Source organism: Yoonia sp. (assembly GCF_036007805.1).
Taxonomy (GTDB): domain Bacteria; phylum Pseudomonadota; class Alphaproteobacteria; order Rhodobacterales; family Rhodobacteraceae; genus Yoonia.
The window spans coordinates 1-24,050 of record NZ_DASYOK010000126.1 but is presented as its reverse complement, the minus strand read 5'-3'; the positions used below and the strand labels follow the sequence as shown (position 1 = coordinate 24,050).

Here is a 24,050-nt window from a genome sequence, read left to right as displayed (position 1 = left end):
GATATCCACAATGCAGACGCGTATCCGCCCCGAATGACTTCTCCAAACGCGCCCATGATTTTGATAGCTTCGCCCCCAACAAGCATTCCGCCACGAGGATGCTGTGCGAACGACGTTTACACAACAATATTCGCGCGGATGGCGTCGTGCCCAAACCTGCCGTTGCCTCGGGCTGGCTGATTGCGCATGCCTCCGGCGGCAGCGCGGTGTCCACCTTACCAGTGCAGTTGCGCGAAGAGCACGTTTCCGCATCCAAAAACCCCACCGCAATCGAGCGATGGGGCCGTTTGGTGCCCTTGGGGCATCCCGACCGCAACGTCCAGAGGTAAGACGCGGTTGGGTGGATGGTATGGCTTATGGCAGCAGAACGGCGTCGATGACGTGGATCACGCCGTTCGACGCGATGATGTCTGCTGTTGTCACTGTCGCGTTCTCAACGGTCACGCCGTTGCGGCCGTCGATGTGGACTTCTTCACCGTTGACGGTGGCAACGCTGAGGCGCTGACCGGCAAGTTGATCGGAAGTGACCGCACCGGGCACGACGTGATATGTCAGGATCGCTGTCAATTGGTCGATATTTTCTGGCATCAGCAGTGTTTCAACGGTGCCTGCTGGCAGGGCGGCGAAAGCCGCGTCTGTTGGTGCGAAGACAGTGAATGGACCCTCGCCCTTCAATGTGTCCACCAGACCGGCAGCGGTCACAGCAGCGACCAATGTGTTGAAGTTACCGTTGGAAGCCGCGATATCGACGATATCAGGCTCGCTCTCCATCATGGGCGCACAAGCTGCAGCAACAGCAACGCCAGCGGCGAGAATGGTAGATTTGATTGCAAAGCGACGGTTCATTGGGTGTTCCTTTCGTTCCCTGTTAACGAACTTGTTACGGGCCGAGAGGTGCACTGGTTGTCAATCTGACAATGAGTTTATCAGCTGTATTGTTTTGATCCGATGCGCGAGGCGCGACGTATGGTCACATCAGCCTTCGCCGCAATGCGCGCGAAAAGCCTTTTTGAGAACCTCCAGCTCACTTCGTATGGCCGAAATCTCGGTGCGCAAGTCTTCGGCGAGCGGGGCGCCGGCGATCAGTGTGAAACTCTCCAATGTGGTACCGCTTTGGTTGGCGATCAGGAAGGTCTGTACCCCATCCGCGATCAATGCCGTTGGGATCGGGACGGCGACATGCCAGACATCATGTTCCGCATCATAGGTACAATTCAGCTCTGGCAAAGCCTGACCAAGATGGGTGACCTGCAAAACCGGTTGTTCCTGTCCGGCACCCGTCAGGTCGCCGTGCCAAACGCCTGCTTTGATCCGTGTGTTGATGAAATGCGCAGTGGCCATGGGATCGTTTCCTTAGATTTCAGCACGTGGATAGCGGCTGAGTGTCAGATCACGAATAGTCAGTTTGTTCATCGCGGGGCGTTCGATCATCAGATCAATCCACATCCGTTCGGCCCGCCGTTCATTCAGGCCGCTGTAGGCAAGATCGAATTCGACCATGGTTTCTGATGCATTGTCCGGCAAGGTCAGCAGCACCTGTTCGGTGTTCGGGCCGTTCTTGACGTTCAGCCGCGCGTAGATAGCTGTCGGTCTTTCGCGCGTGATTAGCGCCGCCAACCGGATCAGATGGCGCTTGCGCAGCCCTTCACAGGACTCTTCGGGAACCTCGATCACAAGTGACAGATAGCTGCCAACAAAGTTGAAGGTCTCAAGCATGATCCCGAAAGGTGCAAGATCGGTGTCATGGGTATTGCGGACCTGCCGGAGAATGACTTCACCGCGGGGGCAGTCGTGAAAGATCACCAGTTCATTGGTAATTTCCATCTTGGACAGTGCAGGCGCATGCCCCGGTATGTCTGCTGCGGCCCGCCAGGGTTTTGGCCGCCACGCCCAGTCCGTGCCGGGCGGCTGGGGAAAAATATCAGAGCCGATCCGTGGCAGTGCAAGCCTGCTGTCAGCGGCAAAGCGGAAGGCCTGAATGTGGCGCAGCAGTTTCTTGGCGGCTTCGTTCGCCTGATCCAGTGATGCAAGGTCGGTCGCCCCGACCGCATTGGTCGCCTTTCGCCACCGTGCAATGCTGCGGCGTTGCAGGAACCTTGTGATGCGGCCTTGCAGTGGAAATGGCATATGCGCAGTCTTCTTCCTTAACCGGGACAAGTTTGCCCAACAAAACGCGCGATGAAAACCGCTCAGGTTTCGGCTGGGCTGTCTGTCGCCGCGGCGGTTGGTGCCTTTACGCCCGCAAGGATCTGTTTGAGCAAGGTTGCGCCTTGCCCGTCCTCAAGCGGTGATGCCGCCAAGCCGCGCACGCCGATGGTGACCAGCCGCCCGTTCACATTTGCAAAGGCGCGCCATTCTTCCTGTTGCAGACCGTCCAGCGGTGGTGGCCCCTGATCGGTGAAATGGATCATGACCTGATCGTTGAAGGCCTGCGTGGACAAAACATTCACAGCATCGGGATTGTTCGCTTTCGTCAGCAGGCGGACACCGTCATTCGTGATGAGAAAATCCCGCAGGCCGATTTCGTCCACGGCAATGCGCCCGCTGTCGGGGGGGCCCACCTGTATGGTTGCGATACCCACGATTTCGGGCGTGGCGGTGCTGTGCCCCAATGTGGCGCAGGATGCCAACATCGCAAAATCCTTTGCAAGTTGGCTTGATCGAGGATCAACACAATAGCCTGAAGGCGCGGTCGCAATAATAGCGCCCTGACCAAGCGAAACAGACTGTGTCACCTGATCAATCGGGGTGCAGGCCGTCATGGCCAGCACCCCAAGAACTACGCAAGTGGCACGGATCATGCCGTTACAGATCCATATAGATGTGTTTTTCGGCCTTCGCACCGGGATGCGTAACTGCCCCCAAACGTGCCCCACCCACAAGCTGGGCATATTTCCAAAGCGCACCAGAGGCATAGATCGTCTCTTTGGGGCCTTTCCAGTTCGCCTTGCGCGTGGCCAGTTCTTCGTCCGTGAGATCGACGCTCAACTCACCCGTCACCGCATTGATTGTGATCACATCGCCATTGACCAGCAAACCGATCGGCCCGCCATGCGCGGCCTCTGGTCCGACGTGACCCACACAGAACCCGCGTGTCGCGCCCGAAAAACGGCCGTCGGTGATCAGCGCCACTTTCTTGCCCATGCCCTGACCTGACAGTGCGGCAGTCGTTGCCAGCATCTCGCGCATACCGGGGCCACCTGCTGGGCCTTCGTTGCGGATGACGATGACTTCGCCTTCCTCGTATTCGCGGGCTTTGACTGCGGCAAATGCGTCCTCTTCGCTTTCGAACACGCGTGCGGGGCCGGTAAAGACCTGCTCGTCGCTGGCCATGCCCGCCACTTTTACAATCGCACCTTCAGGGGCAAGGTTGCCTTGCAGACCGACAACACCACCTGTTGGCGTGATCGGGGTTTCAACCGGATAGATCACGGTGCCATCTGCTTCGCCTGCGATCATATCAAGCTCTTCGCCTATCGAGCGGCCTGTCGCGGTCATGCAGTCCTCGTGGATCAGACCGGCTTTGCGTAGTTCTTTCAGAACCACCGGCACACCGCCTGCCTCGTAGAGATCCTTGGCGACATAATCGCCACCTGGCTTAAGGTTCACGAAATAAGGTGTGTCGCGGAAAATTTCGCAAACATCCATCAGGTCGAAATCAATGCCGGCCTCATGGGCGATTGCAGGCAGGTGCAGACCAGCATTGGTAGAACCACCGGTACAGGCCACAACACGGGCTGCGTTCTCCAAAGACTTGCGTGTCACGATGTCACGGGCGCGGATGTTCTTGGCGATCAGGTTCATGACCGCTTCACCCGAGGCGACACCATATTGGTCGCGGCTCTCATAGGGGGCAGGGGCACCAGAAGAGTTCATCAGCGCAAGGCCAATCGCCTCGGACACACAGGCCATGGTGTTGGCGGTAAACTGGCCACCACAGGCACCCGCCGACGGACAGGCCACACGTTCCAGTACTTCAAGCTCGGCGTCGGTCATATTTCCCGCTTGGTGTTTGCCCACGGCCTCGAACACGTCCTGCACGGTCACGTCCTTGCCATCCAGACGGCCCGGCAGGATGGAACCACCGTAGATAAAGACAGACGGCGTGTTCAGGCGGACCATCGCCATCATCATGCCGGGCAGGGATTTGTCACAGCCAGCAAGGCCAACAATCGCGTCATAGCAGTGGCCGCGCATCGTCAGTTCGACCGTATCGGCAATCGCATCGCGCGAGGCCAGCGAGGACCGCATGCCCTCATGGCCCATCGCGATACCGTCAGTGACGGTGATCGTGGTGAATTCGCGTGGCGTGCCATAGCCCTTTTTGACGCCCAGTTTCACAGCCTGCGCCTGACGGTTCAGCGAGATGTTGCAAGGGGCCGCTTCGTTCCAGCAGGTCGCGACACCGACCCAAGGCTGTTTGATCGCCTCTTCATCAAGCCCCATCGCATAGAAATAAGACCGGTGCGGCGCGCGCGACGGGCCTTCGGTCACATGGCGGCTGGGCAGGTGTGTCTTGTCAACGGGGCTCTTGGGCATTTCAATCTCCTCACAAACGCTTTGGAAACGGTCTAAATAGAGGGCAGGTCCGGCGCAAGCCCTCCAAAGCTGGTTGCGGCGGTTGGTAACTGCGCTAGGGTCGCCCAATGCGCCACCCCTACGAAGCCCACCGCAGTTTTATCAGACCCGCTTGGGCCGCGCGCGAGACGTGGCGCATCCTTGTGATGATCGTCAGTTTCGAGATTGTATTCGCGCTGTCGCCTGCGATCTTTACGGCCTTTCTACCCACCGATGCCGCGGTTGACGCATTCTATGAGGGTACGACAGCTTTTGGCACGCTCGCGCAGTTTGCGTCCTTTGGGATCTCGGCTGTCGGTTTTCTCGTGCTGCTGCGCCTTTTGCATGGTCGCGGGTTCTGGTCGCTGATCGGACCCGCGCAAGCGGCCAAGCGCGATCTGATCCGCGTTGGCGCAGCCGTGGGCCTCTGGCTTTTGGCGTTGGAATTCTTGCCGCCTTGGATCAACCCCGCCGATCTGGCCGAGGTGCGTGATTTCGGCGTCTGGGCCGCACTTGTGCCGCTGGCTTTGGTGGCGGTGCTGATCCAGGTCGGCACCGAAGAGATGATCTTTCGCGGCTATCTGCAACAACAATGTGCGTGTATTTCGGATAGCCCCTGGGCGTGGATGATCCTGCCTTCCGTGATGTTCGGGGGGCTGCATTTCTGGAATGGCAACGGGGCTGCCGAAGGGACGATCTGGGCGATCTGGGCCACTGCGCTGGGCATCGCCTGCGCCGATCTGACCGCGCGCACAGGGAACCTGGGGGCTGCGATTGGGCTGCACATGGCGAACAATGTCTTTGCGCTGCTTGTCGTCGGGGTACAGGGCTGGCCCTCATCGGGGCTGGCGCTTTTCCTTTATCCCTATGAGGACCCGGCACTTTATGCTTATGGCATAGAGGCGCTCTTATCGCCGTGGATCGTGTTTCAGCTGCTGACGATGCTCACCTCGGTCCTGATCATGTGGCTTGCGGCACGCATTGCGCTGCGGCGCTGATTGCATTTCGCGACGTGGCGTCATATTTCAGACCGTGAACAGACCTTAAAGGCCGCACTTATGAACTGGATTACCAACTACGTTCGACCCACGATCAACTCGCTGTTTTCACGCCGCGAGGTGCCGGACAATCTTTGGACGAAATGCGATGACTGCGGCACGATGCTGTTTCACCGCGAGTTGGCGGATAACCTGAATGTCTGCACTAACTGCGATCATCACATGGCGATTGGCGCGCGTGATCGTTTGCGGTCCATCTTTGATGGCGGCGTCTTTGTCGAGGTTGCGGTGCCTGAACCCACAGCAGACCCGCTGCATTTTCGCGACCAGAAACGCTATACCGACCGCATTAAGGAAGCCCGGAAGAAAACTGGCGAAAAAGATGCGATGCTGGTGGCCGAAGGAGAAATGGGACGCACGCAGGTTGTCGTCGCAGTGCAGGACTTTTCCTTCATGGGCGGGTCAATGTCGATGTATGTCGGCAACGCGATTGTGGCAGCAGCCGAGCGCGCTATCGCGCTGAAATGCCCGTTGATCCTGTTTTCCGCCGCAGGCGGCGCGCGCATGCAGGAAGGTATCCTTGGGCTGATGCAAATGCCCCGCACGACAATCGCGGTGCAGATGCTCAAAGAGGCGGGACTGCCCTATATCGTTGTCCTCACGCACCCGACCACGGGCGGCGTGACCGCATCCTACGCGATGCTGGGTGATGTGCAGATTGCCGAACCGAATGCGTTGATCGGTTTTGCCGGTGCGCGGGTGATTGAGCAAACCATCGGTGAAAAACTGCCCGAAGGGTTCCAGCGGGCGGAATACCTGCTTGATCACGGCATGTTGGACCGCGTGACCAAGCGGACCGAACTCAAGGATGAGCTGGTGACAATCGTGCGCCTGTTGATGCGGCAGGATCCACCGGTGAAGGGTGATTTGCCTGCGCCAGAGATCAAGTCGGAAGCCACCGAGGAAATCGCTGCGGCGGAAGAAGAGGCCAAGTGAGCCGGACTTCTGACGCGATCCTTGAACGGATGATGGCCCTGCATCCCAAGGTCATCGACCTGACCTTGGACCGTGTGTGGCGCCTGCTGGCGGCTGTGGACAACCCCCAAGACCGCTTGCCCTCCGTGATCCACGTGGCGGGCACCAACGGCAAAGGATCGACCCAAGCCATGATCCGTGCAGGATTGGAGGTGGGCGGATCAACCGTTCATGCGTACACATCACCGCATCTGGCGCGCTTTCACGAACGAATCCGATTGGCAGGAACGCTGATCACGGAAGAGGCACTGATGGATGTGCTGGACCGTTGCTATGTGGCGAACGGGCCCGATCCGATCACCTATTTCGAGATCACGACCGTCGCAGCGCTACTGGCATTTGCGGAAACGCCTGCGGATTACACGCTACTTGAAGTCGGCCTTGGCGGGCGTCTGGATGCGACCAATGTGATCGCAGACCCTGCCATAACAGTCATTACGCCGGTCGATTTGGACCACCAACAATATCTGGGTGATACGCTTGCTGCGATTGCGGGCGAAAAGGCAGGCATCATCAAACGCGGCGTACCTTGTATCGTGGGTCCGCAGCACGATGAAAGCATGGATGTGATCGAAGCAAAGGCGGCAGCGCTCGGCGCGCCGCTTCTCGCGTATGGTCAGCACTGGCATGTGAGTGTCGAGCGTGACCGGCTGGTCTATCAGGACGAGCGCGGGCTGCTGGACTTGCCGTTGCCCAATTTGCCCGGACCGCATCAGGTGATGAATGCAGGGGCGGCAATTGCTGCATTGCGCGCACTGGGCAAAGACGAAACAGCCTGCGAGGCGGCAGTGACCCGCGCCTATTGGCCCGCACGGATGGAAAAATTGACGGAAGGGCCCTTGGTGTCACTCGCGGCCCCTGCCGAGCTTTGGCTTGATGGTGGGCATAACCCCGCCGCAGGGCTGGCGCTGGCCGAGACGCTACGCGCGCAACCGGCACGCCCCACGCATTTGATCTGTGGGATGCTGAACACCAAGGATATTGGCGGCTACCTGCGCCCCTTGGCCGGTGTCGCAGAATCGCTGACCGCCCTGTCAATTCCCGGCGAAAAAGCCACATTGCCTGCGGCAACGACCGCTGCAGAGGCGGAAAAGGTTGGATTACCGGCCCGCATTGCCGACACTGTTCAAGAGGCAATCGTCGCGATCAAGCAGGATGCGCCCAATGCGCGGATCCTGATCTGCGGATCGCTCTATCTGGCGGGGCATGTGATGCGGGAGAATGGTGGTTGATCAAGCGGGTGGCATTCGCACTTTCGTTGCTGGCGAATTCTGCCAATGCGGCAGACTTCTATTTCTGCTGGCAAGGGGCGAACGGCTATACGATGACCGGACAAATGTCGATCACGCCAACCGCACTGAACAAACCTCTGATCACCCAAGATGATGTCACCCTGTTCCGGATTGCCGGATACCAGGACCAGCGGCTTTTGGGCAAATGGGACATCGACACAATGCGTGAGGGTGCGAGCTGGTTTCTCAACTATGATCCCGCGCGCAGCGTTTTTCTGACGCCGGGCGAGATGGGTCTTGGTGTGTCTCAGGCATGGAACGCCGATGGCACGGCGATGGATTGTGGCAACCCCGGTTTCGGGTTCAACCTTGGGAACTATGCACAGGATTTTTGCCTCAACGGGCGCTGGGTTGAAGAAAGCGGCATGCCGCCAGAGACCCCTTTTCTGGTCAGCCCTGTCCCCGTCGATCCGCTCTGCCGGGTTTACGCCCCAACAAGTTGACCGATTCGCGAATCAGTTACTTGACTGCGAATCACCTTATCGCTTAGTGTCACTGCTAACGTGAAGCGCCATATTTAATAGGTGCATGCGAGCAGTATTGGCAGGGCGAGCAGATGGGCCGTAATGGCCTGTCTTCTTGTGTCCCGCTGTGCCCAGGCTTTCTGAATTTCCATCTGACCCGCAACAATTTGCCACCCTTACTTTGCGCCGTTTGCATGCAAGCCTTTCCCTGCTTAGGGTGCGGTAAAAGCAATAGAGGTTCAGGTTTGACTGTAGTGAAGAGATCATTTTTCGGAGCGATCACGGCCGTCGCCATTTTGGGCTGGGGTCCAAGTTTCGCAGATCCGGATGCGGGATCATATCTCGCGGCGCGGCAGGCCCTGCAGGCGAACGATTTTGCCGAGGCGTCGCGGCGTTTGTCACGCGCGTTGATTTCTGATCCCGCTGAACCAGCACTGCTTGAGAATGCAATGACCGCCTATATCGCCTTGGGCGATATCGCGCGGGCGCTGCCGATCGCGGAAACTATCGCGGCACGCGGGTACGAGAGCCAGGTTGCCAACCTGACCTTGATGATGTCCAAAGCCAAAGCGGGCGATTGGCAGGGTATTCTCGACACGCTCGCAGCAGGCCGCTCTGTCGGGCCGCTGGTGGATGGTCTGGCCAAGGGCTGGGCCTATCTGGGCGAGGGCGACATGACCGGCGCTACTGCCAGCTTTGATGAAGTGATCGCGGCTGAGGGCATGATGATCTACGGGCTGACGCACAAAGCCTATGCGCTGGCCTCTGTGGGCGATTTCGAAGGCGCCGATGCCATCTTCTCGGGGCAGGTCCCGGGGGGAATGCGTTACAGCCGCCAGAGTGCCATCGCCCACGCGCAAATCCTGAGCCAGTTGGGACGCAACGGCGATGCGCTGGCCATCATCGACGGTGTCTTTGGTGATCAGCTTGATCCCGGCATTGCCGATCTGCGTGCCAGGATCGTCGCGGACGAAGCTGTGGCCTACACAGCCGTGCGCACACCTGCGCAAGGGCTCGGCGATCTCTGCCATGTTATTGCGGGGATCGTGCAGGAAGACGCACCGGCACCATTCACGCTGATGTATGCCCGTGCGGCAAGCCACCTTTGGCCCGAAAACACGGCTGCGGTTCTCATGACTGCGCGGTTGCTTGAAGAACTTGAACAATATGACCTTGCCAATACCGCTTTTGCATCTGTTGCGCGCGACGATCCCTCTTTTTCCGCCGCCGAACTGGGCCGGGCCGAGGTGCTGCGTGCCGCTGGCAGGCAGGATGCGGCGATCGAAGTGCTTGAGGCCCTGACGCGTAGTCACCCCGCATTGCCCGAAGTCTACGCCACCAAGGGCGATACCTTGCGGCAGGCAGAGCGTTATGATGAGGCAATCGCCGCTTACTCCACCGCACTGGATCTCTATGACGAAGGCCAGAATCCGCGCTGGTTCGTATACTATACAAGGGGCATTTCCTATCACCGCTTGGATGAATGGCCGGATGCCGAGGCAGATTTCCGCGCGGCCCTGGCGTTGCGTCCAGATCATCCGCAGGTCCTGAACTACCTTGGGTATTCGCTGGTCGAACGCGGCGAAAAGCTGGATGAAGCGCTGGAGATGATTGAAACAGCGGCTGCAGCGCGGCCCGATAACGGCGCCATCGTGGACAGTCTGGGATGGGTCTATTTCCAATTGGGCCGCTACGAAGAGGCGGTTTTTCATCTTGAACGGGCCGCCTCACTCGAGCCGGTCGATCCTGTGATCAACGATCATCTGGGGGATGCGTTCTGGGCCGTTGGCCGCGAGACCGAAGCGCGGTTCCAGTGGCATCGCGCCCTCTCGTTCGATCCTGAGGCCGACGAGGCCTTGCGTATCCGTGACAAGTTAGAGCGTGGGTTAGATCTGGTTTTGGTCGATGAGGGGCGTGCCCCCATTCGGGTTGCCAGTGGCGACGATTAAGGCCAGCGCCCCCGCCAAGGTCAATCTGACCCTGCATGTCACCGGACAGCGGGACGATGGCTATCATCTGCTGGACAGTCTGGTCGTGTTTGCTGGCGTTGCAGATCAGCTCAGCGCGACGATTGCTTCCGATCTGCGCATTTCGGTGACCGGCCCGTTCTCGATCGGTGTGCCCACAGACCATACCAATCTGATGATGCGCGCCGCCGAGGTGCTGCGCGCAGCGCGGGGCGTCACAAAAGGGGCCTCTCTGACCTTGGAAAAACATCTGCCCCACGCGGCAGGTATCGGCAGCGGGTCTTCGGATGCCGCGACGACGCTGGCCATGTTGGCAGAGCTTTGGGGCGTCGCGCCACTTCCCGCGATGACGCCCGAGGTCGTGGCGCTTGGCGCGGATGTGCCTGTTTGCGTGTCATCACCACACCCTTTGCGGATGTCCGGGATTGGCGATGTGCTGTCACCGGTCGCGGAACTGCCATCCTGTGCGCTTGTCTTGGTGCGCCCTCCCGTCGAGGTGCCGACGGGTCCGGTGTTTCAGGGCCTTGCAACCAAGCAGGGCAGCCCGATGATGCCACTGCCCGCCGCACTCGACTATGACGGCTTTGTCCGCTGGCTCTTGGCGCAGCGCAATGACCTGCAAGCCCCCGCCGAAACCATCGCCCCCCAGATCAGCGAGGCGATTGCCAAGCTCCGGTCACTTCCTGCGGTATCTGTCGCGGGCATGTCGGGGTCAGGGGCTACGTGTTTTGGACTGGTCAAAGATATGGCCACCGCGCGTCAGGTGGCGCGCATCGTTCAGGTGGCCAAGATGGATTGGTGGGTTGCACCCGCCGAGCTGCTTTAGGCAGGCAAACCGCTTTGTGTCAGGCGTTGTGACGTAGAAAGGTTACCCACGTGTCGCCATAGCGCCGCTGATCCAGTGTAGTGAACCCCTGCGGTGCAATCTGCGCGCGGCTTTCCTCCCAGACGATCAGCGCATCAGGGGCAAGCCACCCTGCGGCCTTTGCCGCGGCTAGCGCCTTGCCACCGAGGTTTTGATCATAGGGCGGATCAAGAAAGACCAGCGCACAGGGCGTGCCCTGTGGCAGTTTCGCCGTATCGGTGCCCAGTACCGTCGTATCGTCCTGCCTGCGCAGTTTGGTAATGTTCTCGCGGATCAGTTTCTGCGCCACGCGCCCGTTATCGACAAATGTGACATGTGCCGCTCCGCGTGACAGCGCCTCAAGCCCCAGCGCTCCGGTGCCCGCGAACAGATCAAGCACCTGTGCGCCGTTGATCGGATCACCGAACCGTCCGCCTTGCAGCACGTTGAACAGGCTTTCGCGCACACGGTCCGTGGTGGGGCGCAAATGCGCGGCCGCATCGCCCTGGCCGACAGAGGCCAAGCCCGTGCCCCGATGGGTGCCGCCGATGATCCTCACGGTTTCAGCAAGGCTTTCATGTCGGTTGCGGGATCAGTGATTAGTGCCGGATCAGGGCTGCGCCCTGCTTCGATCAAACGCTTGCCGATCATATAGTTGCGCGGATCGTTCATGGCATCGACCGCCAGCAATGTATCGCCGTTGTAATACCAGTGCGATTGCACACCGGGCGCGTCGCCCTTGCGGACATAAACATCCGTATAGCCCAAATTCAGCCCTGCGATCTGCAGTTTGCAGTCATATTGATCAGACCAGAACCATGGCTTTGGCACATAAGGTTCATCGCCGCCCGCGATATTCACCGCGACAACCTCGGCCTGATCAATTGCGTTTCCGACGCTTTCAAGCCGGATGGTCTGGCCGTGAAACAGGCATGAGGCACAGTCACCGGCAGCCCAGACATGCGGATCGGACGTGCGCCCGTGACTGTCAGTCGTGATGCCGTTGCCCACATCAAGCCCTGCACTTTCGGCCAGAATACTCGCGGGGTTAATCCCGACGCCGACGACCGCAAAATCAATCTCCAGCGTTGAGCCATCGGTCAGCATTGCACCGGTCACATGATCCTCGCCCAACAATCGCTCAAGCCCCACGCCCTCACGAATATCAACGCCGTGGATTTGGTGCAGGGCGCGAAAGTAGTCGGACGTTGCAGGGGCCGCGACCCGCTGCAAGATCCGGTCCGCCATTTCCACCAGCGTTACCTGTAGCCCCAGCTTTGACGCCACCGCCGCCGCTTCAAGCCCGATATACCCGCCGCCGATGATCAGCACCCGCTTGCCTGCTGTGAACGCAGGGGCCATTGCATCGGCATCGCTCAGATCGCGCACGGCAAAAACGCCGTCCAGCATGCCGCCGATGGCTGCGGGCAGGGTGCGCGGATGTGCGCCGGTGGTCAGGGCAAGTTCATCATAGGACAGATGTGTATCGTCACTCAGCCGGATCGTTTTTGCCACGCGATCAATCGCGGTCACGCGGGTATCGAGACGCAGATTGATCCTGTGCTCTTCATAAAAGGCCACAGGCCGCAGATAGAGCCGTTCTTCGGCCATTTCGCCGAGCAAATAGGCCTTGGACAGCGGCGGGCGCTGATAGGGCGGCACTTTTTCGGCACCAATCAGCGTGATCTCCCCCTCAAATCCGACCATGCGCAGTTTCGCGGCCAGCGATGCGCCTGCCTGTCCTGCTCCGACGATAACAACGTGCGTCATGGGGGTTCACCTCTTCTTGTGACTGGCTGTTGGCTTTTCGCACTCTATATGAGATTTCAACGGAGAAACAATTCTGAACAAAGGCGAGAGTTATGACAATCAAGACAGGTGATACGCTGCCAGACGCCACGTTGCTGGTGATGGGCGATGAAGGCCCACAGCAGGTACAGCTTTCCGACAAGGTGAACGGGCGCAAAGTTGTGATCTTTGGTTTGCCCGGGGCCTATACAGGCACTTGCACAACCGCGCACGTGCCCAGCTTTATGGTGACCTATGATGCGTTCATGGACAAAGGTGTGGATGAAATCATCTGCGTGTCCGTAAACGATCCCTTCGTGATGAAAGCATGGGGCGACAGCACCCGCGCAATCGAAACCGGCATCACGATGCTGGCTGACGCGGAAAGTGCATTTACCAAAGCCATCGGCATGAACTTCAGCGCGGGCCCCGTCGGCTTCGTAGACCGCTCCAAGCGCTACGCGATGCTGGTTGAAGACGGCGTTGTGAAAATCCTCAACGAGGAAGAGGGCCCCGGCGTTTGTGAAATTTCTGCTGGCGAAACGCTCTTGGCGCAGTTGGACTAAGCGACACCGACACTGCCCGTTTCGGCGGGCAGTATCATTCTGCGTATCGGCGCAGCCCGTCACCACGACACCCCGCATGCAAAGGCCGATCCCGATGGAACCCCAACTGATCGCAATCGCGCTTATCGTGCCCTTCATACTGGTCTTTATCTACGCCGGCATCCATGAGTACCGTCGCTACAAGTCCGAAGGTCGCGCGAAATACGGGCTTGTCTACGACGAAGAAACCGGAACGACGCATGTCACAGGTATCGCCGAGGATGATGAGGGATACGATCCCAGTGATTTTGACCCCAGCGATCACAACGAACCAGAAACGACGACAGAGCGCGACGACCGGACGTAAAGCGCGGCAATCACACGTCGACTCTCGGCCTCTTATCCGTTCACTTGCATCACAGTACGTGTCGGGAACGGAATTTCGATGCCGCCTGCGTCCAGCGCCTCTTTTACCTTGCGCTTCATATCGGCCTGATAGGCAAAGTAATCGCCACTGGCACACCACACGCGCACCAGAAAATCGACCGAGAAATCGCCCAGATTGTTCACCTGGATAAACGGCGCAGGGTCGGTCTTTGACCGTGGGTCGGACATGATGGTTTCGCGGATTGTCTCTTCGGCCAGCTTCAGATCAGCCCCGTAAGCTACACCAAAGATCCACTCTGCACGGCGGGTGTCATAGCTGGAATAGTTCACGATGGTATTGCCCCAGACCTGGCTGTTGGGGATGATGATCTGCACGTTGCTCACCGCCGCCAGCTCTGTGTAGTTCAGCGTGATTTCCTTTACCGTGCCCATCTGGCCGTTCACCTCGACGAAATCGCCGATCCTGATGGGGCGGAAAAATACGATCATCACACCCGCAGCAACATTCGACAGCGTACCCTGCAAGGCCAGACCTATCGCAAGACCGGCGGCACCGATGACAGCGACAACGGATGTTGTCTGCACCCCGAACGTGTTGAGCACGAAAAGGAACGCAAAGCCAATGACAATATAGCGCGCCACATTGCCCAGAAAGTTGAACAGCGTCATGTCCAGATGCGCGTAAGACTGCCCCAGCCCGATCAGGCGCTTGCGCGCCCAACCGCCCAGCAAAAAGCCCACGAACAGGATCGCGACAACGGCCAGCACACTGCCGACGGCGGATGCCAGAAACTGGATCGTCAGCAGATCACCGATCGTATTGCCGTTCCAGATCACGGTGTTGAGTAGTTGCTCCACATTAGCCTCCGGCGAGTTGGTCCATTTTCGCGCCCAGTTTGGCGTCCAGCGCGCTTAGGCCATCTGCGTCATGTGTCGTCAAGGTCACCTTCACGGTTTTGTAAACATTGAACCATTCGGGGTGGTGGTTCAGCTTTTCCGCCCAGATCGCGGCGCGGGTCATGAAACCAAAGGCCTCGACAAAGTTGGCAAAGACGAATTCCTTGTGGATCGCATCCCCGCCTTCGGCCAGCGTCCAGCCGTTTTCCAGCAGCGGCGTGATGTGTTCTTCGTGCTCGGCGGCGGTCAGTTTGTCGGTCATTGGTGGTCCTCCATATTGGATTTGCGGAACGGGCCATAGCTGGTCAGCACCTCGATCTCGTGATCAATCGCTTCGCGCTCGGCCTCAAGATAGCGGGCAACGGCGTCTTTGAATCCTGCGTCGCCGAACCAGTGTAGCGAATGGGTGGCGACGGGCAGATACCCGCGTGCGAGTTTGTGTTCGCCCTGCGCGCCGGCCTCGACCTTGCCCAGTCCGTGTTCGATAGCATAGTCGATTGCACGATAGTAACAGACCTCGAAATGCAGGCAATCGTGGTGCTCGATACAGCCCCAGTAGCGCCCGTAAAGCGTGTCGCGCCCGATGAAGTTCAGCGCCCCTGCAACGGGCCGCCCGTCGCGCAGCGCCAGCACCATCAACATATCGTCGCGGAGCGTTTCCTGCGCGTAATCGAAAAACGCCCGCGTCAGATAAGGTGTGCCCCATTTGCGGTTGCCGGTGTCCTGATAGAACACCCAGAACGCATCCCAATGTTCGGGCTTGATCTGGTCGCCCGTCAGCGAGACGACCTCGCCGCCGAAATCATTGGCCGTCTTGCGTTCCTTGCGCATGTTCTTGCGCTTGCGACTGGAAAGCGAGCCAAGGAAGGCGTCGAAATCGGCATAGCCATCGTTTACCCAATGAAACTGCTGTCCGATACGCGCCAGAAGGCCAATCTCTGCGCCGCCAATCGCTTCGGCCTCGGTGCAGAATGTGGCGTGGACTGATGATAGTTCGTTATCGGTGGCAATCTGCACCGCCCCTTGGATCAGCGCCGACATGCCCGCGGCCTCAAACCCCGGTTTGGTCAGAAACCGCCGCCCTGTGGCCGGCGTGAACGGCACGGCGATTTGCAGTTTCGGGTAGTAGCGCCCGCCTGCGTTTTCATAGGCATGGGCCCAGTTGTGATCGAAGATATACTCGCCCTGGCTGTGCCCTTTGGCATAAAGCGGGGCGACCGCGATCATGACGTCACCCTGTTTCGCGGTCAGATACCGTGGCTGCCAGCCCGTGCCGGGGCCAACCGATCCGCTGTCCTCCAACGCCTTCAGAAAACGATGCGTCGTGAACGGATCATCGGGGCGGCCATCTGCTGCCTCGGGGCAGGCGCAGGAATCCCACTCGGTCGCGTCAATCGCGTTGATGGTCGGGTGCGCGGTGATCTCGATGGGTGCGTCGCTCATAGGGTGCAACTTGTGTGCATCGGGTGCGGCGTCAAGCCAAGTAACCCTCGAATGTCACATTATCCACGATCCGGCGCGCCTTTGCTTCAGCCTCGGGAGAGCGGATTGTCCACGTGAAGATATGTGCGCCTTGGGCTTTGAGTTCGGCCACGCGCGGGCGGTCAAGATCGGTGGATTCGTGGCTGATAAAACAGGCGCCAACGCGGTCGTAGTCGGGGATTTCGCGCAGGACATCGCGGACGGGCTCGGGAACCTCGGGCCAGAAGACCGTCTCATAGCTGGACGTCGTTATTCCGCGCGGGATGTGGGGCGCATATTGCGCGCAAGCGGCCACAGAATGGGGGTTGAAAGACATGAGCGCCACATCACCGGTGTAGTCGGCAAGTGCGTCACAGACGGCTTTTTCGAGCCGCCCGACATCGGGGCCCATCGCGCCGTCCTGATCCTTGATCTCGATCAGCAGCGGCACTTTGCCACCCACCAAGTCCAGCACGGCCTTTAGCGACGGAATGGTGCCGCCATCATCAGTGAGCGGGATCTCCTCCAGCGCAGCACGCGTGCGATCCCGCACCGGCCCCGTTTCTGCTGTCAATCTATCCAGCGCATCATCATGGAATACCATTGCATGACCGTCGCTGGTCAACTGGATATCCATTTCAATCCCGTATCCGGCTTCGATTGCCGCCTGAATGGATTTCAGGCTGTTTTCCACCCGCCCCGCCTTGCGGTCATGCAAGGCGCGGTGGGTGATGGGGCGGGCAAAGAAAGACGCAGGCAGTGTCATTTGATCTGGAAGATCGCTTCGATTTCGACTGCCACACCGAACGGCAGGCTGGCCGCGCTGACCGCTGATCGTGCGTGGCGTCCCTTGTCGCCCAAGGCGGCGACCAAAAAGTCGGACGCGCCGTTGATCACTTTGGGTTGGTCGCCAAAATCTGCGGTCGAATTCACGAAACCTGTCAGTTTCACAAGACGGGCCAACCGGTCGATATCGCCACCACAGGCGGCCTTGAGTTGTGCCAGCAGGCTGATCGCGCAGGTTTTGGCCGCCTCGGCGCCGGCCTCGGCCTCCATATCGGCGCCAAGTTTGCCTTTGATCATCCCATCGGCATTGGCCGAAATCTGGCCTGATACATATACGATGTCGCCAGCGACAACATAGGGAACATAGTTGGCGGCGGGGGCTGGGGCATCAGGCAAGGTCACGCCCAATTCGGCAAGTTTGGATTCGATTACACTCATGGTCGTTCTCCTGTCATTTGCGCGCACGCTAGCGGGCAAACCCGCAGGGTGCAATCGTCACTCTGGGCTGTTATGGGCGAAACCGAAGTGTCGCTTTTCTGCACAGCGTTGTGCGTCTTGTTGCCCGTCGGTCGCGATCAAAGATTGAAACAGCAGGCGGAATTGCGCAAAGCTATAGGCCTGATGCGATCACGTTTTGCGAATCTATCCTTTGGACTGGCGTTTTTGCCTGCCGCCCTTTGGGCCAGCCCCTATGACGGCGTCTATAAACAGACGGCGAATGCGGAATGTGCGCTGGTCGGTGTTGATGGCGGATCGCTCAAGATCGAAGAAAACATTTTCTACGGGGTCGAGGTCGAGTGTCATATGCTGAACCCTGTCGAGGTCGAGGATATGAACGCCACGATCTATGACATGCACTGCTCTGGCGAGGCCGAAACATGGACCGAGCGTGCGATGCTGATGCCCGATGCGCAAGGCACCGGGCTTTACATGATCTGGAGCGGATATGCGTTCCGCTATGACCGGTGTGAAGCCCCCGACCGCTAGTTCGTTCCCGTCAGGATGCTGTCGAGCAGGTTCAGGATATCCTGCGCCGGTGCCTCGCCGCCCTGGCTTTCAAGTACACCTGTTGCAAAGGGGCGTTCCGGGATGCTCATTGGCAGGGGTGTGGGTTGCTGGCCGCTCAGGACCCGCAGCATCGTTTCACGCCAGATTGTTGCGGGCAGGCCGCCCCCCGTTACGCCGGTCAGACGCCGGTTGTCATCGTAACCCATCCAGACGCCGGTGACGTAATCGCCGGTGAAACCGATGAACCATGCGTCACGTGACCCTTGCGTCGTGCCTGTCTTGGCCGCGATCTGCCAGCCGTCGATGCGCGCACGTGTCCCGGTGCCTTCCTCGACAACCTTGGTCATCATCCATGTCAGTTGGCGCGCGGCCTCTTGGCGGATGATGCGTTCGCCGATGCCTACGTCCTGCGCATCCATCAACGGTGTGTCATCGCCCATAAAGCGCAGTTCTGTCAGGCCATAAGGTGTCACAGCCGAACCGCCATTGAGAATACCCGCAAACGCACCAGTCATATCCAGCAGCGTGCTTTCCGACACGCCGAGCGCCAGCGCGGGACCCGCAGCCAGATCGCCTTCGATCCCGAAACCGGCGGCAACATTGCGCACCAGTTCGCGGCCGACTTCTTCGGACACGACAATCGCGGGAATGTTGCGGCTGGTGGCCAGCGCATCCACCATCGACACAGGCCCCACAAATTCGCGGTCATAGTTCTCGGGGCACCATTGGGGTGAACCGCGTCTTTGCCAGCAGGTCGGCGCATCGTCGATCATACCATAGGGCGACATCCCGAGATCGAGTGCGGCAGCATAGATAAAGGGCTTGAACGCTGATCCGGTCTGCCGCAGTGCCTGCGTTGCGCGGTTAAACGCCCCTGTCGCGCTGATGTTGCGGCCGCCTACCATGGCGCGCACGGCGCCATCGGCAGACATCACCACAATCGCGGCCTGCGCTTCTGACCCTTCGCGCACTTCGTTCTCAAAGACCTGCAAAAGCGCTTGTTCCGCGGCGGTTTGAATGCGCTGGTCCAGCGTCGTGCGGATAATGACGTCTTCTGTTGTATTGCGGGTAAAGAACTCGGGTCCGCTATCCATCACCCAGTCGGCAAAGAACCCGCCAGAGCGGGCGCGGGCCGCGTCAGAAAGGGTTGCCGGGTTCAGGCGGGCATCGCGGGCCTGTTCCGGCGTCAGATAGGCCTGCGCTTCCATCAACCCGACAACGACAGACGCGCGATCCTGAGCGCGTTGCAGGTTGCGGGTGGGGGCGTTCGCCGAAGGCGCAGTCAGCAATCCGGCCAACATCGCGGCCTGTGCGGGGTTTACCTCGGCGGCAGAAATCCCGAAATAGCGCTGGGCTGCGGCCTCGAACCCGCGGCTGCCCGCACCCAGATAGGCACGGTTCAGATAGATGGTGAGGATTTCTTCCTTGGTGTATTTGATTTCCATCCCGATGGCATAGACAGCTTCCTTGATCTTGCGCCGCAGCGTGGTGCGCCGACAATCAGCCTCATATGCGGCCTCGCTGTCCCATTCACTGGGCACAAAAGGTTGACCGTAGCAAAGCAGCTTTGCGGTTTGCTGTGTGATAGAGGACCCGCCTGCCCCGGACAGGGGATTACCGCCACTGCGATAGTTGCGCACCATTGCGGCAGTGGTTGCATAGAAGTCGATGCCGATATGATAGAAGGCAAAAAAGCGCTTGTCTTCCGTGGCGATGACGGCATTGCGCAGGTGGGGCGATACTGTTCCAGCCTCCACCATCCCGCCAAACTGGTCGCCGCGCCACGCGAAAACGCTGCCTGACACATCGGTCATCGTGACAGATCCGCGCGTGCGCCCGTCGATCAGCTCTGAAGCATCCGGCAGTTGCGACGCGAAATAAAGCGAGAATCCCCCGATGATCAGACCTGTCACAAGGCCTACACGCCATGACAGCGCCCAGATCAGACGGATCATCCAGCGAAACGGAGCAAGGATCCAGCCGATCACGCCGCGCGGCTTGGCCCTTTTGGGCGCAGCCTTGCGCCGGGCTGCCGGTTTTGCGGGCTTCTTGCTCTGCCCTGTCGCCTTCTTGGCCGCAGGTTTCGCTGTATAGCGTTTGTCGGCCACCAAAGGGGTGCGCTTTTTGCCGTTTCCACTCATGATCCGCTCGATTGACTGCTTTGGGTCTGATTTTTGCCGACTATAGCCTGCGCGCTTGAGAATGTAGAGCACGGATGAGTCGGTGTGTGAGCCTTTTTATGCCGCCTAAAAATTAGGCGAAGCTCTTGCTTTGTGCAAAAAATGTGCAAACTGGTGCGTTAACCCCCTGTTCAGCAGTGCGCGAAATCTTGTCGCTGGGGTAATCGCGGGCTCTTTGTTCCCCTGCAAGCGGGCGCTGCCGAAACGAGGGCCTGCATTATTATTTGCAAGGGGAAGAACGTGAAACTCATCATTGCAACAATCAAACCGTTCAAGCTCGAGGAGGTCCGCGAGGCGCTGACCACCGTTGGCGTGCGCGGCATGATGGTGTCTGAAATCAAGGGCTTTGGCTCTCAGTCCGGTCACACCGAGATCTATCGCGGCGCGGAATACGCCGTGAACTTCGTGCCAAAGGTCAAGCTCGAGATTGTCGTGCAGGACAGCATGGCCGAGCAGGTCGTGTCCACTATCGCAACCACTGCCAAGACCGAGAAGATCGGCGACGGCAAGATCTTCGTACTCGACGTTGAAAGTGCGCTGCGCGTGCGGACCGGCGAGACCAATGATGACGCGCTTTGATCGCGGAACGAGGGACAAAACTATGAAAATCACTAAATATCTATCGATTGGGGCGGCACTGATGCTGCTCCCGACAATCGGTTTCGCGCAAGAGGCGACAGAAGCCGCCGAAGCTGCTGCACCGACATTCGACGAAATCGGCCCGTACATCATGACCACATTGCTGTTCCTTGTGGGCGGCTTTCTGGTGTTCTGGATGGCAGCGGGCTTTGCCATGCTGGAAGCAGGGCTGGTGCGTTCCAAGAACGTGGCAATGCAACTGACAAAGAACATCGCACTCTTCTCGATCGCAGCCATCATGTACTGGCTGGTGGGTTTCAACCTGATGTATCCGGGCGACTTCAACGGCTACTTCGCGCTGAACTTTGTACCAACCGTGCTAGAGCCAGTCGGTCTTTCCGCGTCTGATGCCGCACTGGATTACGCATCTGTTGCATCCGACTTCTTCTTCCAGTTGATGTTTGTTGCGGCGACTGCGTCGATCGTATCGGGTGCACTGGCCGAGCGTATCAAGCTGTGGCCATTCCTGATCTTCGTCGTGATCCTGACAGGCCTGATGTACCCGATTTCAGGTTCCTGGCAGTGGGGCGGCGGCTGGTTGTCCGAACTTGGCTTCTCTGACTTCGCCGGTTCCACAATCGTACACTCTGTCGGCGGCTGGGCTGCTCTGGCTGGTGCGTTGATCCTTGGCCCACGCTTGGGCAAGTACAAGGACGGCAAAACCGTGCCAATGCCGGGTTCGAACCTTGCCCTCGCAACACTGGGTACATTCATCCTTTGGCTGGGTTGGTTCGGCTTTAACGGTGGTTCGCAGCTGGCTGCGGGTACTGTTGGCGACATCACAGACGTTGGCCGTATCTTTGCAAACACCAACATGGCAGCGTCTGCCGGTGCGGTGACTGCGCTGATCATGACACAGATCCTGTACAAAAAAGTCGACCTGACGATGGTTTTGAACGGCGCGCTTGCCGGTCTGGTCTCCATCACAGCCGAGCCTCTGGCGCCATCACTCTTCGGTGCGCTTCTGACAGGTGCTGTTGGTGGTGTGATCGTGGTCTTCACTGTGCCATTGCTCGACAAGTTCAAGATTGATGATGTTGTCGGCGCGATCCCTGTCCACCTTTTCGCAGGTATCTGGGGTACACTGGCTGTTGCCTTCTACACAGGCAACTGGGGTGCGCAGATTACCGGTATCATCGCTTACGGTGTCTTTACCTTCGTGATCTCTCTGGTGGTATGGACCATCCTCAAAGGGGTCATGGGTATCCGTGTCACCGAAGAGTCCGAGATCAACGGTTTGGACATGTCGGAACTGGGTATGGAAGCCTATCCCGACTTCTCAAAGGGCTAATGTCATCCCATTAACTTTCGATAGCCCGGGCGTTCGCGTCCGGGCTTTTTTATTGGGGGTGGTGGATATTCTATCCACCTTACGAACATGTCCGTCATTTCTTCGGCAATTGGCCTGTTTTTCACAAGAATTTGCCGCCATGCCGCAGCTGAACGTCAAATTCAGCGATGCAATTGCGCAGTGATGCGCGATATCTTCCACTCAACGCGAAACCTCAGTCATCCGGAGCCTTTCCATGATCCAGACCCCTTATCTTTTGTTCCTCGGCGATGCCCCCGATCAACTGGCTGCGAAAGTGGCCCAAGGGATCAAGGACTGGCGTCCAGAGAACGCGCTTGGCCAATTCCGGATGCCCGGATGCGGGGCTGACCTCGGGATCCCCGATATGACACTGGAAGAGGCGCATGCTGCAGGTGTCAAAACCTTGGTGATCGGTGTGGCAAACCGCGGTGGTTATATTTCCAAGGCGTGGAAAGAGGTTCTTGTGACCGCCCTGCGGATGGGTTTCGATATTGCGTCGGGCCTGCATAACCTGCTGCGTGATGAAGACGAACTGATGTCCGCGGCCCGTGTGAGTGGCCGGACGCTCTTTGATGTGCGTATTCCGTCGGTCGCCTATCCGATCGCGAACGGCAAAAAGCGCACAGGCAAACGCTGCCTTGCGATTGGCACGGATTGTTCGGTCGGTAAGATGTATACCGGCCTTGCGATGGACGCCGAGATGCAAAAGCGCGGCATGAAATCCACCTTCCGCCCCACAGGGCAGACCGGCATCCTGATCACTGGCGGGGGCGTGCCGCTGGATGCGGTGATTGCTGATTTCATGGCGGGTGCTGTGGAATACCTGACCCCTGACAATGATCCCGATCACTGGGACCACATCGAAGGGCAGGGCAGCCTGTTCCATGTCTCATACTCAGGTGTGACAATGGCCCTGATCCATGGCGGCCAGCCCGATGCCCTGGTGCTTGCCCACGAACCCACCCGCACCCACATGCGCGGGTTGCCGGATTATGCCTTGCCCAGCCTCGAGACCCTGCGTGATACCGCGCTGCCCATCGCGCGGGTGGCAAACCCCGCCTGCCAGATTGTGGGCGTGTCGATTAACACCCAGCATCTGTCCGAGGATGAGGCGCTGTCCTATATGGCCGAGGTCGAAAAGCGCATGGGCCTGCCCACCGTCGACACCTACAGGCAGGGGGCTGCCCGTTTGGTGGACGCACTGGCAGAACTTTGATGCCTCCGGCGGGAGTATTTTTGGCAAGATGATGAGGGTATCATGAAAGTCAGCGTGACACGCGATGTGTTCCAACTGGCCGAGGTCTTTACGATCAGTCGCGGGTCACGGACCGAGGCACAGGTCCTGACCGTTACCGTTGAAGGTGATGGCGCGCGCGGTATGGGGGAATGTGTGCCTTATGCGCGCTACGACGAAACGCTGGAGAGTGTGACGGCGCAGATTGCGGGTTTCACGGGTGCGTGGCCCGATTTGCCCGACGCCTTGCCTGCGGGGGCCGCGCGCAACGCGCTTGATTGCGCGTTCTGGGATCATGCGGCCAAGCGCGCAGGCAAACGTGTCTGGGACCTGTTGGGTGTGCCCGTGCCAAGCCCGGAGATAACGGCCTATACCCTTTCGCTTGACACGCCCGCGGCGATGGAACGGCAAGCCGTCAAACACGCGGCCCGTCCCTTGCTCAAGATCAAGCTTGGCACGCCTGACGATATGGCGCGTCTTGAAGCGGTCCGCCGGGGGGCGCCGGATGCAGATATTAGCGTTGACGCGAACGAGGGCTGGACCGCGGAGGTCTATGCCGATCTCGCGCCGCATCTGATCCGCCTTGGCGTGAAGATGGTGGAACAACCGCTGCCTGCAGGTCAGGACGACATGCTGGCCGAAATTGGGCGCCCTCT

27 protein-coding genes are annotated in these 24,050 nt (G+C 59.1%); 14 read left to right on the top strand and 13 right to left on the bottom strand.

Features of this window, described 5'->3' with window-relative positions; all coding sequences use genetic code 11:
• Positions 1–329: hypothetical protein (locus tag VGP75_RS07065; RefSeq protein ID WP_327542980.1), on the top strand; the 329-nt coding region annotated here is incomplete at its 5' end.
• Positions 330–354: 25 nt separating this feature from the next.
• Here VGP75_RS07065 and VGP75_RS07060 read toward each other — a convergent pair.
• From VGP75_RS07060 to ilvD, 5 genes are all read right to left on the bottom strand, one after another.
• Entirely contained in the window at positions 355–846 is a 492-nt protein-coding gene (locus VGP75_RS07060) for a fasciclin domain-containing protein (protein WP_055297138.1), read from the bottom strand.
• A 129-nt stretch (positions 847–975) separates the two neighbouring features.
• On the bottom strand, positions 976–1,341 hold the full coding sequence (locus VGP75_RS07055) for a hypothetical protein (RefSeq protein WP_327542979.1): 366 nt from the start codon (positions 1,339–1,341) through the stop codon (positions 976–978).
• A 12-nt stretch (positions 1,342–1,353) separates the two neighbouring features.
• Complete coding sequence (locus VGP75_RS07050) at positions 1,354–2,127, bottom strand: DUF6478 family protein (RefSeq protein WP_327542978.1); 774 nt, start codon at positions 2,125–2,127, stop codon at positions 1,354–1,356.
• A 62-nt stretch (positions 2,128–2,189) separates the two neighbouring features.
• Positions 2,190–2,801, bottom strand: coding sequence for a dihydroxy-acid dehydratase (locus tag VGP75_RS07045; protein ID WP_327542977.1), 612 nt, complete (start codon positions 2,799–2,801; stop codon positions 2,190–2,192).
• A gap of 4 nt (positions 2,802–2,805) precedes the next feature.
• Positions 2,806–4,539 (bottom strand): dihydroxy-acid dehydratase, encoded by a 1,734-nt coding sequence (gene ilvD / locus VGP75_RS07040; RefSeq protein WP_327542976.1) that lies wholly within the window; start codon positions 4,537–4,539, stop codon positions 2,806–2,808.
• 107 nt (positions 4,540–4,646) lie between these two features.
• Here ilvD and VGP75_RS07035 point away from each other — a divergent pair, with 107 nt between their 5' ends.
• The 6 genes from VGP75_RS07035 (at position 4,647) to VGP75_RS07010 (ending at position 11,139) form a co-directional block, all read left to right on the top strand.
• Positions 4,647–5,555 carry a CPBP family intramembrane glutamic endopeptidase gene (locus VGP75_RS07035; protein ID WP_327542975.1) on the top strand — a complete coding sequence of 303 codons (909 nt, stop codon included), beginning with the start codon at positions 4,647–4,649 and terminating at the stop codon, positions 5,553–5,555.
• A gap of 60 nt (positions 5,556–5,615) precedes the next feature.
• Positions 5,616–6,551: an acetyl-CoA carboxylase, carboxyltransferase subunit beta gene (gene accD, locus VGP75_RS07030; protein ID WP_327542974.1), complete on the top strand. Its 936-nt coding sequence runs from the start codon at positions 5,616–5,618 to the stop codon at positions 6,549–6,551.
• A 29-nt stretch (positions 6,552–6,580) separates the two neighbouring features.
• Positions 6,581–7,822, top strand: a complete 1,242-nt coding sequence (locus VGP75_RS07025; RefSeq protein WP_327542981.1) for a bifunctional folylpolyglutamate synthase/dihydrofolate synthase — start codon at positions 6,581–6,583, stop codon at positions 7,820–7,822.
• Between the two features lie 8 nt (positions 7,823–7,830).
• A complete protein-coding gene (locus VGP75_RS07020; protein WP_327542973.1) occupies positions 7,831–8,325 on the top strand; it encodes a hypothetical protein in 495 nt (164 codons plus the stop codon).
• 275 nt (positions 8,326–8,600) lie between these two features.
• The gene (locus VGP75_RS07015; RefSeq protein WP_327542972.1) at positions 8,601–10,295 is read left to right on the top strand and encodes a tetratricopeptide repeat protein; all 1,695 of its coding nucleotides are present in this window, start codon (positions 8,601–8,603) and stop codon (positions 10,293–10,295) included.
• Positions 10,282–11,139, top strand: a complete 858-nt coding sequence (locus VGP75_RS07010) for a 4-(cytidine 5'-diphospho)-2-C-methyl-D-erythritol kinase (RefSeq protein ID WP_327542971.1) — start codon at positions 10,282–10,284, stop codon at positions 11,137–11,139. The genes VGP75_RS07015 and VGP75_RS07010 overlap by 14 nt, the downstream gene beginning before the upstream one ends.
• A gap of 19 nt (positions 11,140–11,158) precedes the next feature.
• Here VGP75_RS07010 and rsmD read toward each other — a convergent pair whose 3' ends face one another.
• Positions 11,159–11,716, bottom strand: coding sequence for a 16S rRNA (guanine(966)-N(2))-methyltransferase RsmD (gene rsmD, locus VGP75_RS07005; protein ID WP_327542970.1), 558 nt, complete (start codon positions 11,714–11,716; stop codon positions 11,159–11,161).
• Positions 11,713–12,927, bottom strand: a complete 1,215-nt coding sequence (locus VGP75_RS07000; RefSeq protein ID WP_327542969.1) for an NAD(P)/FAD-dependent oxidoreductase — start codon at positions 12,925–12,927, stop codon at positions 11,713–11,715. Before VGP75_RS07000 ends, rsmD begins: the two co-directional genes overlap by 4 nt.
• Positions 12,928–13,019: 92 nt before the next feature.
• Here VGP75_RS07000 and VGP75_RS06995 point away from each other — a divergent pair, with 92 nt between their 5' ends.
• Both VGP75_RS06995 and VGP75_RS06990 read left to right on the top strand, forming a co-directional pair.
• Positions 13,020–13,511, top strand: a complete 492-nt coding sequence (locus VGP75_RS06995) for a peroxiredoxin (protein WP_327542968.1) — start codon at positions 13,020–13,022, stop codon at positions 13,509–13,511.
• Between the two features lie 94 nt (positions 13,512–13,605).
• A complete protein-coding gene (locus VGP75_RS06990) occupies positions 13,606–13,857 on the top strand; it encodes a hypothetical protein (protein ID WP_327542967.1) in 252 nt (83 codons plus the stop codon).
• A 32-nt stretch (positions 13,858–13,889) separates the two neighbouring features.
• Here the strand turns inward: VGP75_RS06990 and VGP75_RS06985 are convergent, their stop codons facing one another.
• Genes VGP75_RS06985 through VGP75_RS06965 form a run of 5 tightly spaced genes read right to left on the bottom strand, consistent with a single transcriptional unit; the run spans position 13,890 to position 17,459 of the window.
• Entirely contained in the window at positions 13,890–14,735 is an 846-nt protein-coding gene (locus VGP75_RS06985) for a mechanosensitive ion channel family protein (RefSeq protein WP_327542966.1), read from the bottom strand.
• 1 nt (position 14,736) lies between these two features.
• The gene (locus tag VGP75_RS06980; RefSeq protein WP_327542965.1) at positions 14,737–15,036 is read right to left on the bottom strand and encodes a 4a-hydroxytetrahydrobiopterin dehydratase; all 300 of its coding nucleotides are present in this window, start codon (positions 15,034–15,036) and stop codon (positions 14,737–14,739) included.
• A complete protein-coding gene (locus VGP75_RS06975; RefSeq protein WP_327542964.1) occupies positions 15,033–16,217 on the bottom strand; it encodes a GNAT family N-acetyltransferase in 1,185 nt (394 codons plus the stop codon). Before VGP75_RS06975 ends, VGP75_RS06980 begins: the two co-directional genes overlap by 4 nt.
• 31 nt (positions 16,218–16,248) lie before the next feature.
• A complete protein-coding gene (locus VGP75_RS06970) occupies positions 16,249–17,001 on the bottom strand; it encodes a glycerophosphodiester phosphodiesterase family protein (RefSeq protein ID WP_327542963.1) in 753 nt (250 codons plus the stop codon).
• Positions 16,998–17,459 carry a RidA family protein gene (locus VGP75_RS06965; protein WP_327542962.1) on the bottom strand — a complete coding sequence of 154 codons (462 nt, stop codon included), beginning with the start codon at positions 17,457–17,459 and terminating at the stop codon, positions 16,998–17,000. Before VGP75_RS06965 ends, VGP75_RS06970 begins: the two co-directional genes overlap by 4 nt.
• A gap of 183 nt (positions 17,460–17,642) precedes the next feature.
• Here VGP75_RS06965 and VGP75_RS06960 point away from each other — a divergent pair, with 183 nt between their 5' ends.
• The gene (locus tag VGP75_RS06960; RefSeq protein WP_327542961.1) at positions 17,643–18,008 is read left to right on the top strand and encodes a hypothetical protein; all 366 of its coding nucleotides are present in this window, start codon (positions 17,643–17,645) and stop codon (positions 18,006–18,008) included.
• Here the strand turns inward: VGP75_RS06960 and VGP75_RS06955 are convergent.
• On the bottom strand, positions 18,005–20,170 hold the full coding sequence (locus tag VGP75_RS06955) for a transglycosylase domain-containing protein (protein ID WP_327542960.1): 2,166 nt from the start codon (positions 20,168–20,170) through the stop codon (positions 18,005–18,007). The genes VGP75_RS06960 and VGP75_RS06955 overlap by 4 nt on opposite strands.
• Before the next feature lie 279 nt (positions 20,171–20,449).
• Here VGP75_RS06955 and VGP75_RS06950 point away from each other — a divergent pair, with 279 nt between their 5' ends.
• The 4 genes from VGP75_RS06950 to VGP75_RS06935 form a co-directional block, all read left to right on the top strand.
• Positions 20,450–20,788 (top strand): P-II family nitrogen regulator, encoded by a 339-nt coding sequence (locus VGP75_RS06950; protein ID WP_055297178.1) that lies wholly within the window; start codon positions 20,450–20,452, stop codon positions 20,786–20,788.
• Between the two features lie 22 nt (positions 20,789–20,810).
• Positions 20,811–22,139 (top strand): ammonium transporter AmtB, encoded by a 1,329-nt coding sequence (gene amtB / locus VGP75_RS06945; RefSeq protein WP_327542959.1) that lies wholly within the window; start codon positions 20,811–20,813, stop codon positions 22,137–22,139.
• 235 nt (positions 22,140–22,374) lie between these two features.
• Positions 22,375–23,376 carry an N-acetyltransferase DgcN gene (gene dgcN, locus VGP75_RS06940; protein ID WP_327542958.1) on the top strand — a complete coding sequence of 334 codons (1,002 nt, stop codon included), beginning with the start codon at positions 22,375–22,377 and terminating at the stop codon, positions 23,374–23,376.
• Positions 23,377–23,418: 42 nt separating this feature from the next.
• Positions 23,419–24,050: enolase C-terminal domain-like protein (locus tag VGP75_RS06935; protein ID WP_327542957.1), on the top strand; the 632-nt coding region annotated here is incomplete at its 3' end.

Coding starts and splice junctions, on each gene's coding strand:
- VGP75_RS06955 (WP_327542960.1), bottom strand. CDS start 20,170: ATGAGTGGAAACGGCAAAAAGCGCACCCCTTTGGTGGCCGACAAACGC.
- VGP75_RS07025 (WP_327542981.1), top strand. CDS start 6,581: ATGATGGCCCTGCATCCCAAGGTCATCGACCTGACCTTGGACCGTGTG.
- VGP75_RS07035 (WP_327542975.1), top strand. CDS start 4,647: ATGCGCCACCCCTACGAAGCCCACCGCAGTTTTATCAGACCCGCTTGG.
- VGP75_RS06965 (WP_327542962.1), bottom strand. CDS start 17,459: ATGAGTGTAATCGAATCCAAACTTGCCGAATTGGGCGTGACCTTGCCT.
- VGP75_RS06980 (WP_327542965.1), bottom strand. CDS start 15,036: ATGACCGACAAACTGACCGCCGCCGAGCACGAAGAACACATCACGCCG.
- VGP75_RS07060 (WP_055297138.1), bottom strand. CDS start 846: ATGAACCGTCGCTTTGCAATCAAATCTACCATTCTCGCCGCTGGCGTT.
- VGP75_RS07000 (WP_327542969.1), bottom strand. CDS start 12,927: ATGACGCACGTTGTTATCGTCGGAGCAGGACAGGCAGGCGCATCGCTG.
- VGP75_RS07050 (WP_327542978.1), bottom strand. CDS start 2,127: ATGCCATTTCCACTGCAAGGCCGCATCACAAGGTTCCTGCAACGCCGC.
- VGP75_RS07055 (WP_327542979.1), bottom strand. CDS start 1,341: ATGGCCACTGCGCATTTCATCAACACACGGATCAAAGCAGGCGTTTGG.
- VGP75_RS07045 (WP_327542977.1), bottom strand. CDS start 2,801: ATGATCCGTGCCACTTGCGTAGTTCTTGGGGTGCTGGCCATGACGGCC.
- VGP75_RS06970 (WP_327542963.1), bottom strand. CDS start 17,001: ATGACACTGCCTGCGTCTTTCTTTGCCCGCCCCATCACCCACCGCGCC.
- accD (WP_327542974.1), top strand. CDS start 5,616: ATGAACTGGATTACCAACTACGTTCGACCCACGATCAACTCGCTGTTT.
- amtB (WP_327542959.1), top strand. CDS start 20,811: ATGAAAATCACTAAATATCTATCGATTGGGGCGGCACTGATGCTGCTC.
- VGP75_RS06975 (WP_327542964.1), bottom strand. CDS start 16,217: ATGAGCGACGCACCCATCGAGATCACCGCGCACCCGACCATCAACGCG.
- VGP75_RS06995 (WP_327542968.1), top strand. CDS start 13,020: ATGACAATCAAGACAGGTGATACGCTGCCAGACGCCACGTTGCTGGTG.
- VGP75_RS06960 (WP_327542961.1), top strand. CDS start 17,643: ATGCGATCACGTTTTGCGAATCTATCCTTTGGACTGGCGTTTTTGCCT.
- VGP75_RS06990 (WP_327542967.1), top strand. CDS start 13,606: ATGGAACCCCAACTGATCGCAATCGCGCTTATCGTGCCCTTCATACTG.
- dgcN (WP_327542958.1), top strand. CDS start 22,375: ATGATCCAGACCCCTTATCTTTTGTTCCTCGGCGATGCCCCCGATCAA.
- ilvD (WP_327542976.1), bottom strand. CDS start 4,539: ATGCCCAAGAGCCCCGTTGACAAGACACACCTGCCCAGCCGCCATGTG.